This is a genomic window from Candidatus Moraniibacteriota bacterium, from assembly GCA_028688415.1.
Lineage (GTDB): Bacteria > Patescibacteriota > Minisyncoccia > Moranbacterales > UBA1568 > UBA1568.
In genome coordinates this window covers 1-8,651 of the sequence record JAQTYF010000005.1, presented here as the reverse complement: position 1 = coordinate 8,651, position 8,651 = coordinate 1, and the positions used below count along the sequence as shown (strand labels likewise).

Annotated in this window: 9 protein-coding genes; all 9 read right to left on the bottom strand. The window is 58.5% G+C overall.

Going from position 1 to position 8,651, the window contains the following annotated elements; genetic code table 11:
* Positions 1-2: 2 nt before the first annotated feature.
* Entirely contained in the window at positions 3-1,604 is a 1,602-nt protein-coding gene (locus PHH40_04945) for a hypothetical protein (GenBank protein ID MDD2767070.1), read from the bottom strand.
* The gene (locus PHH40_04940) at positions 1,601-2,302 is read right to left on the bottom strand and encodes a hypothetical protein (GenBank protein ID MDD2767069.1); all 702 of its coding nucleotides are present in this window, start codon (positions 2,300-2,302) and stop codon (positions 1,601-1,603) included. Before PHH40_04940 ends, PHH40_04945 begins: the two co-directional genes overlap by 4 nt.
* A 64-nt stretch (positions 2,303-2,366) precedes the next feature.
* Positions 2,367-2,969, bottom strand: a complete 603-nt coding sequence (locus PHH40_04935; GenBank protein MDD2767068.1) for a hypothetical protein — start codon at positions 2,967-2,969, stop codon at positions 2,367-2,369.
* Positions 2,956-3,204 carry a hypothetical protein gene (locus PHH40_04930; GenBank protein ID MDD2767067.1) on the bottom strand — a complete coding sequence of 83 codons (249 nt, stop codon included), beginning with the start codon at positions 3,202-3,204 and terminating at the stop codon, positions 2,956-2,958. The genes PHH40_04935 and PHH40_04930 overlap by 14 nt, the downstream gene beginning before the upstream one ends.
* Positions 3,204-3,644, bottom strand: coding sequence for a hypothetical protein (locus tag PHH40_04925; GenBank protein MDD2767066.1), 441 nt, complete (start codon positions 3,642-3,644; stop codon positions 3,204-3,206). The genes PHH40_04930 and PHH40_04925 overlap by 1 nt, the downstream gene beginning before the upstream one ends.
* Before the next feature lie 53 nt (positions 3,645-3,697).
* Positions 3,698-4,837 carry a N4-gp56 family major capsid protein gene (locus PHH40_04920; protein ID MDD2767065.1) on the bottom strand — a complete coding sequence of 380 codons (1,140 nt, stop codon included), beginning with the start codon at positions 4,835-4,837 and terminating at the stop codon, positions 3,698-3,700.
* Between the two features lie 262 nt (positions 4,838-5,099).
* On the bottom strand, positions 5,100-5,954 hold the full coding sequence (locus PHH40_04915) for a hypothetical protein (protein MDD2767064.1): 855 nt from the start codon (positions 5,952-5,954) through the stop codon (positions 5,100-5,102).
* 23 nt (positions 5,955-5,977) lie between these two features.
* Positions 5,978-8,104 carry a hypothetical protein gene (locus PHH40_04910; protein ID MDD2767063.1) on the bottom strand — a complete coding sequence of 709 codons (2,127 nt, stop codon included), beginning with the start codon at positions 8,102-8,104 and terminating at the stop codon, positions 5,978-5,980.
* On the bottom strand, positions 8,101-8,651 hold a 551-nt coding region (locus PHH40_04905; protein ID MDD2767062.1), incomplete at its 5' end, for a hypothetical protein. The genes PHH40_04905 and PHH40_04910, both read right to left, overlap by 4 nt.

The following is an 8,651-nucleotide window of genomic DNA, read 5'->3' as shown; positions in this document are numbered from 1 at the left end:
GCTCATGTCTGCGCCAATTCCTGCATCGTGTGCGCCATCGCCACCAGTTGGATATCCCCTGTGGTCGCGACCTCGATCTGAAAATCCTGCCCGTGGTAGCCACTCGGTAGCCTGAATGGGCTGGCGTTGGCCACCGTTTGCGTGTGCTTGAGCACGCCGTCGGCGTACAGCCGGAAGGTGCACGGGTAGCTGCCAACCACCTCGGCGCAGCCAAACGCTGGCACCGGCCTGGGCTGGTGGAACACCTTGCTCCTGAAGGTCGTCGTCAGTGCGGCTCCGGCGTCCCACTTCTTGATGTTGACGCCGTCCAGAATGAACAAGGCATCCTGCAGCGCGTCCACATGCACAGCGTCGGCGCCAAAGTCCAGAAAGAACATCCCTTGCGGTGCAGCCGGGTCGATGATGAAGCCCTTGCGCGCGCCGTCGTTGTAGAAGCCAAAGTACAAGCCGTTGTAGAACGCGCCCTGAATCGTGTCCGGGTGAATGGCTTGCCAGTCGTCGCGCGTCATGATGCCGTTGGTCAGCAGGCGTGGACCGCTAGAGCCCATGTACGCCAGGCCGTCCGGGCTGGCCCACACCACGCCATGGCCAACACCCACCGCCGACAGCGGCGCCACGCAGCTTTGATAGAACTCCACCGGCTGCTCGTCCATGCTCTCGGGCGAGCCGCCGGTAATGATGCTCGGGTTGCCATCGGTCAGCATCACCAGCGTCTGGCCATAGGTCGCCAGCGCCACCGGCTTGGCGTTGGTCGGCAACACCTCGTAAGCGATGGGCCAGGCGTAGTGCACCCATGGCTCACAAAAGCGTACGGCGCGCCCGACAATGCCGGCCATCATGCCGTTCCACAAGCCGGTAAGCCAGGTCATGCCGGCGTCTGGCGGCAGCCAGGTGGTAGTTGTCATCAGCTCACCCAGCGCGCGGTTGTCGTCGGTCGTGCCGGTTAATGTCGAGTCAATCTCGCGCAGGAAATAGTAGTCCGTGCTGCCGCTGGTGCCGGTCTGTGTGCGGTAGATGCGCCGCAAGGTGATGCCGTAGTTGCCGGCAGGTGCCGCCGCCAGTGCGCTGATCGTCACGGTGTCGTCGATCTTGCAGGTGATGGTGGCAGTTGCCGGGTTTGGCGCACTCTCTTCGCCAATGTCCGTGACAAACGTCTCGGTGTAGACGCGCGTCTCGGTCGTCGTGCTTGTGCCGCCAGACGCCGCCAGACCGATGGTGCTCGATGGCGCCGGAACGCCAAGCTCGCGCGATGATGTCGGGTAGGGTGCCGTCGCCAGGGCTTTGGTGGTATCGGTCCACTTCGGCGTGCCGTCACCGGTGTAATAGGTGCGCTCAGAGGTGTCGGCCGCGTTGCCACCCACCACTGCATGCACCACGGTCGGCCAGCTCAGCCAGTAGTTGGCATCACTGGCCACGTCACGGCCCATGCGCCAGATCGTCTTGCGCCCGGCGGGCACCGTGGCTTTGTTCAGCGGTGCGCCCCAGGGTCGCAGATCACCACGACCCGGCTTCTGGTTGGTGCTGACGGCGCCAACGGTGTCGGGCAACAGCTTCGGTTCAATCGCCCTATTTTCCCCTTGGAAACCAGCAAATCGGATGATCATTTTGGCGATACAGCCACGGTGGCCGCAATCTCAGCACCAAGAGAGGCCGTTACCATGTTGAGATAAGCCACCGCCTTTGCGTCGTTGCCTGCGTATTCGCTGTCCTTGGAGTAGCAGCGGTACATGACCAGGTTGAGAACGTCGTCAGCGTAGATGTCGGGGAGCGTCAGGTTGCCTGTCACATCGCTCCAGATTGATGTATCAGAAAGAGGCTCCGTGATGTCTGTCGGGTAGGCTGCGTACATCACTTCAAGCTGCGCCAGAGCAGTCGCTGGGGGGTACACGTAGAAGGTCTTCGGGTCCTTGGGGTCGAACATGTAGTGCATGACGTTGACGGCCCCCGTCGCGTTGTGCCAGTTTGGCGTCTGGGCATCCAGAATCTTGCGCGGAACCAAGGTCACCGCGCCTTTGCTTGACGTGGCAGCCATGTTGCGTGTGATCTCGATCAACTTTGCTGGCAGTGGGATCAACGCGGAGTTTCCCGCAGCATCGGCGGTTGCGCTGTCAAGGTCTTGCCGTGTTCCAGCAGAAAGCGTCATGGTCGCCGTGGTGTTCATCGAGTCCGGGCGGACCTTGACGATTGCACGCTGGGCATCGTTGAGCCAACGCACAAGCTCTTTGACAGGCCAGCGGATGGATGTTTGATCTTGCAGAAGGTCCGTGGCGCGATGGATGACGGATTGGGCGGTAATGGTCATAAGTGACTCCTGAAATTCCTTCAAGAATCACCGAGATTTTTTCGGAGTCAACGTCTCCGGACCCTTACATGAAGCTGGGTATTGCTCGTTCAGTAACGGCAATGCGCCCGCGTGCAAGCCGTGACGACTCTGCGCGGATGCTGTCACGGAACATAGTCTCAAACTCTAGGCTTGGACTGGAAAATGGCTGATTCGGAACACGCATGATGCTGGCAATAGCACCGTATGAGATGGCTTCAGCATGCTCATCCAATGCTGATTCCATGCTGGTTGCATTGCGTGTTGGAATCAGTGCAGCACGCACCACAACCGGGACACCAGCGACTTGCAGCGGGTAAATTCGCAGCGTGCTCATGTCCTCTGAAAAGCAAAACGTCTTGCCATCGTCGGCTTGCGCCTGCCTGATGCCTGTTTCAGCGTCCAGCAGCGGCCACACCACGCTGTTCACCTCAACCATGTCAAAGTCGATGATACTGGCGTTGTCACTGGAAGCATCGATATCTACCAAGACCGTTCCATCTGTCAAAACCGGATCAAGCCGCTTGGCCCAGCACTTTGTTTCTGTGCAGAACCTGATGGCTGCACGCCTGACATGCGCTTCCATGACCGGGTTTGGGCACCCAATCACATAGGGCAGTACATAGGGGCCGAAATCAGACCACAGCATAGTCATTCATCGCGGCGTAGCTTTGCGCGTAGCTTATCTGCTTGCGCAATTTGTCGTCGTCCATGCCGATCATGGTTGAGTTGGCTATGCCATGGCGTCTGCCAAGCTCTCGCAAGGCATCGCCGTGGACTCTTTGAGCGTTGTTGCGCTCGTGCGGCTGGTAATCACGCAGCGTTTTGGCGGTGTCAGACACCTCTGTCACATCTGCAAGTGGTAGCCTGCCGCGCTTGGCCATTACTTGCTCACGCAGGTCAGGGCCACGGTCAGCTTCTTGGCTGCTGTCGGCGCAGCACCCAGGAACTTGACGCCAAAGCCGGTTGCCGACTCAGCAGGCACAAACGCACCAGGGTTTTTTGTCATGCCGCCGACCATGCCAGCGGTTGCCACTGTGGCAGCGGCGTGGAACTCGTTGCCGATTGTTCGGGCAGCATCGTTTTTGCCGTAGACGCCGGACAACACACCAACATCGACAGTGCAGCCTACTCCAAGCCCATCGCTTGAAACAGCAACATCGGTCACCCGGCAGCCATGCGGGATAGCGCCCATCTCGGTGATGTCGTTGACCAGCACTCCGGCTGGAATCACATAATCCACCAGTACGACGGTGGGTTGGCTTGCGGTGATAGCGCCACGAACGGCGCCGGTAGCGGCTTGGGTAGATTGGCGAAATGCCATGATGTTTCTCCTTGAGTTAGGTTATCCCCCAGACCGAAGTCCGGGGGATTGGATTAGATGATGCCGCCAGGTGCAGCGGTGAACGCTGTGTCGATGGCGATCATGCCGTGGGCCATATCCTTGTAATGCACGCGAGTTGCATCAAAGATGGCTTTCAGGTGGATCACACGCTCGTGGCCACGGTCGTCGCTGTCTTCTTCCAGTTCGACGCTCAAGCCGTCTTTCAGACCCTTCTTGCCCTGGGCGAAAGCCGCAGCACCAGCGCCCATCACAAATGTCCGGGCCGCTGTGATGCTGGCGCCTGCGCCATAGCCTTCAAGGTACGTACCGCATGGTGTTTCATCGACGACCATGCCGTCGTACATGCCGCCACCCTCGACGAACGGGCCAGCTTTTGGCCCCAGGTTGCGCACCAAGGCGTTCTGCCACGACACCCAACCGGCATCGCCGACATCGTTGCGCAGGTCAGCCATGACTTCAGGCGGCAGACACGCGACGTATGCGGCCTTGCCGCCGACATTGGCTTTCTCGATCTTGCTGGCACCGTTGATGCCACCAAACATTTTCGTAAGCTTGTTGCGGGCGGCGCTGTTGATGGTATACAGCGTCATGAGCGAAGTTGTCAAAAGCGTTGCCTTTGTCAGCTCGCCTTTTGCGCCTGTCATAAGGTGCGTTGCATCAATCGGCAGCAAAGGCATCTCGATTGCCTTGAACGCGCCATCGGTGCCTTTGACGTTTGTCATGCAGGAACCGACGCCGACTTCACCGGCAATGTGGCAGTGAATGAACTGCTCCATGTACTCAGCCAGCCAGTCGGCCAGCACTTCACGGCCAATCGCGCCAAGGGCTTGCCCGGTGCGTTGCTCGTCCATGATGGAGCCGACATTCACGCCCTCGCGGATCAAACCAATTTTGATCTTGGTGTCGAACTGCGTGATGCGCTTTTCCGTGCCTTCGAGCCGTTCAGAGCCGACACGTGGCGCACCTTGCAGCTTTGCGGTGATCAGCGTTGTGATCTCGTCGCCCTGGCCTTTTGCCAGTTCGGTTCGTTTGACGATGACGGCTTTGGTGCCCTCACCGCCCATCATGCGCGAGAAATATTGCCTCTCAGCGCCTTCTTTTCCTACTTGATAGGACCATGCTTTTCGTGCGCCAGGGTCGGTAGGCAGAACAGGGGTAGTTGACGTTGCCATTTAGACCTCCTTGTGGTGTTGTGGCATTGCTCACTCTTGCGAGCCTATTGCGAAACCTGCGCAACTCAGTCCAAACCAATCTTTACAACCTGTGGCGCTACTACATGTAGGCGCGCCACCTGCCCAGCCTTGGCTTCTAAAGTAATTCTGATGCACATTTTTTCGGTGTCAACGTCGGGCGATTTGTCAAGCGTCAGCACAATGGATTTCCCACTGCGCAGATTGACAGCCATGCCCTTTGGCACCACCGAATTTGTCATGTTCAGCTTTTCAGCAAGCGCTGCAGCTCGCCCTTCGGTAGTACGTCAAAGGCATGCTCCAGCTCGTCACCCGAGAGTTCTGCCAGAGTACGCTCGACCGTCTTGGCGCCACTGCTGGCCGCTGTAGGTAGTCCGGCCAGCGTTTGCGGCGCTTGCGGAACTGGGCGGTCTGGACGCTCTGCTTTGTCTGGTGCTTTACGCATCACGCCACGCAGCGCCAACACCACCGTGTGTGCTTGACTCAGCAACTCGGTGAATTCCTTACCGGCGTTGTCCGGGTCTTGTCCAACCGCTTGCAGTGCCATGTCGAATTGCCGTTGCGCCTTGGCGTCTGCGGCGTAGTCAACTTCCGTCTTGGTATTGGCAATCAGCTTTTGAATCTCTCGTTGCTGAAACGCGGCCTGGGTCTGTACGTTGGCTTCTTGCAGCGTCTCGGCGCGGATACGCTGGGCGGTCAAATCCTCCAGGGCGTCGCTCAACCGAGATTCTTCTGCGGAGAAGGCTTCCGCGTCAAGCTCGCCTTCCATCAGCTTTTGCATCAGTGCAGCCTTTTCGCCCACCAATGCGGCCCGCTGGGCTTTGTAGTCAGCGGGAATGCTGGTCTGAAATGTTGTCGGCGGCTGGTTGACGGGCTCGGCTTTGGGCGCTTCTGCAGCGGGCTGGTCTTCTGGTTCAGCGGGTTCAGCGGGCGCGGCAGCTTCTGGCGTCGGCTCTGCGGGTGCTGGCTCGGCTGGCGTTCCAGCAGGCACTGGCTCAGTCGCTGCTGGCTTGTCCGCAAACGGGTCTTCGCCGCGCGCCTCTGCTGCTGCGATGTCGGCGGCTACTTGGTCTTCTGGGTCAATTTTCATGGTGATCACACTCCTGCGTGGTTAAAAAATGGTTACATCAATCCGGGCTGAACACCATCAGCCATTGGGGTTTCAATTCCGGTCATGCCACCGTCCATCTGCTGCACGGGTGGAACATGTTCCATTGACACGGCTTGTTGTGGCATCGCGGCGGGGTTAATCACGCCGACCCCGCCCATGTCCTTGAAGCCAGCAGACTTCATCAGCTCGTCGGCGACCGTTGTAATGCTTGGGGACATCACCAATACTTGTGCACCCTGAGCGGCCATATACAAGCCTTCAAGCTTCTTGGTCACTGTTTCAGCGTCCAGCTTCTCGCTCTTGGCTTGCGACTCTCGCACCTGGGCCAGCAGCATATCCATCTGTGCTTTTGATTGCGCTTGCTGCATCTGTTGCTGCTGCTGCATTGCGGCCTGCTGTTGTGGGTCAACCTCGGCGTCCTCATCCTGTTGGCCTGTGACAGAGCGGATGCGCTTGAGCACCTTGTCTTTCAGCGGAAGGTTCGGGTTCATCTCGAATACCACGTCCAGCAGCGCTACCACGACTTCCGGCGACGGCCCGGCCAGTTGACCAAGAACACCCATCAGTGAATCAAACGCGGCCATGCTGTTAGACTGCTTCCACTGCTGTTCACCAACAATAAATTCAGCTTTCGGCCCGCCAACATCATTGATAAAGCGTTGGCCGTCCCACTGATTAACCTGCTTGAACTTACGGTTCCCGCTGGCACCAGAAACCGGAACGGCCCGCTCGTCCAGCATGTACTGCTCTACCAGAGAAAGCGTCAGCACGCCTTCGAGCCAGCGCGCGCGCAGCAGGCTGTCGAAAATCTCGGTTGTCAGCAGAGAGCCCTGATCCGCCTTGGCCATGATGGCTTTGCCGCTGGCCGTCTGCGATGTCTGTTCACGGTTCTCCGGCGTTATACCTGACAGGCGGTTCATGCTGTCCATGTCCAGTTGCGCCATCTGCATCAGTTGCTGCACATCGCCGTTGTGCTTGGCTTCGCGGACACGGTTGCCAGCCAATGCGCCATCGGCGAACACCGCAATACCGTTCGGGTCTTTCAGTTCGCGCTCGATCTGCCACAGCGTCATCGCGGTGTTGTCCACCGCCGATTTCTCAATATGCAGTTGGTTTGAGTGCGCCAGATGGTGCGTACGCATGATGCGAGCGTTCAGACTGTCCTGAATGTCAACCAGATCGCGCACCGGGCTGTAAGGCAGGCCGGTTTCAAGGCTGCGATAGCACCAGATCGGTACAAACGGGAATCTGCCATGGGCAAACGGCGACTCGGACTCAACCAGGATGTCTTCGCTGGTCAGGATCGTGCAATGGATCGACCAGCTTACCGGGTCCACAATGCCACCAAAATGTTTGTCCTTGCGTTTGACCGGCTCGCGCGTCCAGGCTTCCAGCAGCATCACCCGGTCGCGGGTTGAAAACAGGTCGCTGCCTGCAAAAACATCAGCAGCGCCTTCGCTTGTCGCCACTGCATCACCGACGATCATGTTCGATGCACCACTCCACATGCCCAACATGCGTTCACCGCTGCCACGTTGCGCGACATGCTCAAGCTCTAGTTTCTTTTTTGGGAAAATGGCAATAGCCACGTCCAAATCAACGACTTTTGATCGGAACAGGAACCGTGCATCATCGCCGTCACGAGACAAGGCGCGGCTGTCGTGCAGCATATTGCGCCAGTCCTCGGCCATTGCTACGACCTTGGAACCTTGTTCATCTTGTCGTGGTGCAATTTCGAGCCATCCCAGCCCGGTCACAAACGCTTGGTCACTCGCCAAACTGCGTTCATGGCCCGTCTGATTGGTGTAATCCAGCCACTTGAGCACTTCTTGCTTTGCTGCAGCAGACTCGCGCGCCTCAGGGCTGTCAATCCGTGGCGCGACTGTGAAATCAACCCGGCCACGTCGTTCGGTGCCTTTGAGCCAGTCGATGATGGGCTTGACGCCGTTGTAGCTGACTGCCGACTGACCGCGTGCGGCCAACATGGATTTCTGTGCGGATGTGAACTGATCGTTTTCGTAGTAGCGCGTCCACTTGATCCGCTCACGCCTGTTGTCGTCTTGGCGCAGCAATTCTTCCAGGTACATGTCCTTGAGCCGTTGATGCCGTCCTGTCTTTGTCTTGTCGTCGGTCATCATAGGGCCACCTCCAGTGTTTTCCCGTCACGAACTGCGGTGACTTCCATCGTTGTTCTGTCGCCGCCAACCAAGCGCCTGCGCACCTTGGGCGGGGCTGCTGGCATTCGCACCATGTCGATCATGGCGTTCAGCAGCGCGTCTATATAGTGATGGGTTGCTGTGCGGTCGTCCGGCCCGTAGCCCATGAGCTGTACCGACTGTCCAGCATCCCAGATCAAATCGCGTGTCGGTCGGCCTGTTGGCTTTCCATCGACGTCAAATTCAAGCAAAAATGGCCGGTCTTTTTCTCGGTAACAGCGCGGGTGCCAGTTGCCCTGTGTGGCATCACTGAGCTGGATCAGCCGTCCTTCGCGCGGTCGGCCGATCACAACCACGCGCTGCGCTGTGCGCGAGCCTGGCAGCACAGCCCATTCCAGGCTGACCAGCAAATCACCCAGGCGACGGGTCTTCCACGCATCGTGGCCACCCCACTCGATCAGCTTTTGGCCTGATGCGTTGACGGATTCGGTTGTTCTCATCTCCAGCTCTCCCTTGTGCGGTTGGCAAA

What these genes read in the sequence shown, in the direction of transcription:
- PHH40_04935 (MDD2767068.1), bottom strand. Translation starts at nt 2,969, where the DNA reads ATGCTGTGGTCTGATTTCGGCCCCTATGTACTGCCCTATGTGATTGGG.
- PHH40_04920 (MDD2767065.1), bottom strand. Translation starts at nt 4,837, where the DNA reads ATGGCAACGTCAACTACCCCTGTTCTGCCTACCGACCCTGGCGCACGA.
- PHH40_04930 (MDD2767067.1), bottom strand. Translation starts at nt 3,204, where the DNA reads ATGGCCAAGCGCGGCAGGCTACCACTTGCAGATGTGACAGAGGTGTCT.
- PHH40_04945 (MDD2767070.1), bottom strand. Translation starts at nt 1,604, where the DNA reads ATGATCATCCGATTTGCTGGTTTCCAAGGGGAAAATAGGGCGATTGAA.
- PHH40_04925 (MDD2767066.1), bottom strand. Translation starts at nt 3,644, where the DNA reads ATGGCATTTCGCCAATCTACCCAAGCCGCTACCGGCGCCGTTCGTGGC.
- PHH40_04940 (MDD2767069.1), bottom strand. Translation starts at nt 2,302, where the DNA reads ATGACCATTACCGCCCAATCCGTCATCCATCGCGCCACGGACCTTCTG.
- PHH40_04910 (MDD2767063.1), bottom strand. Translation starts at nt 8,104, where the DNA reads ATGATGACCGACGACAAGACAAAGACAGGACGGCATCAACGGCTCAAG.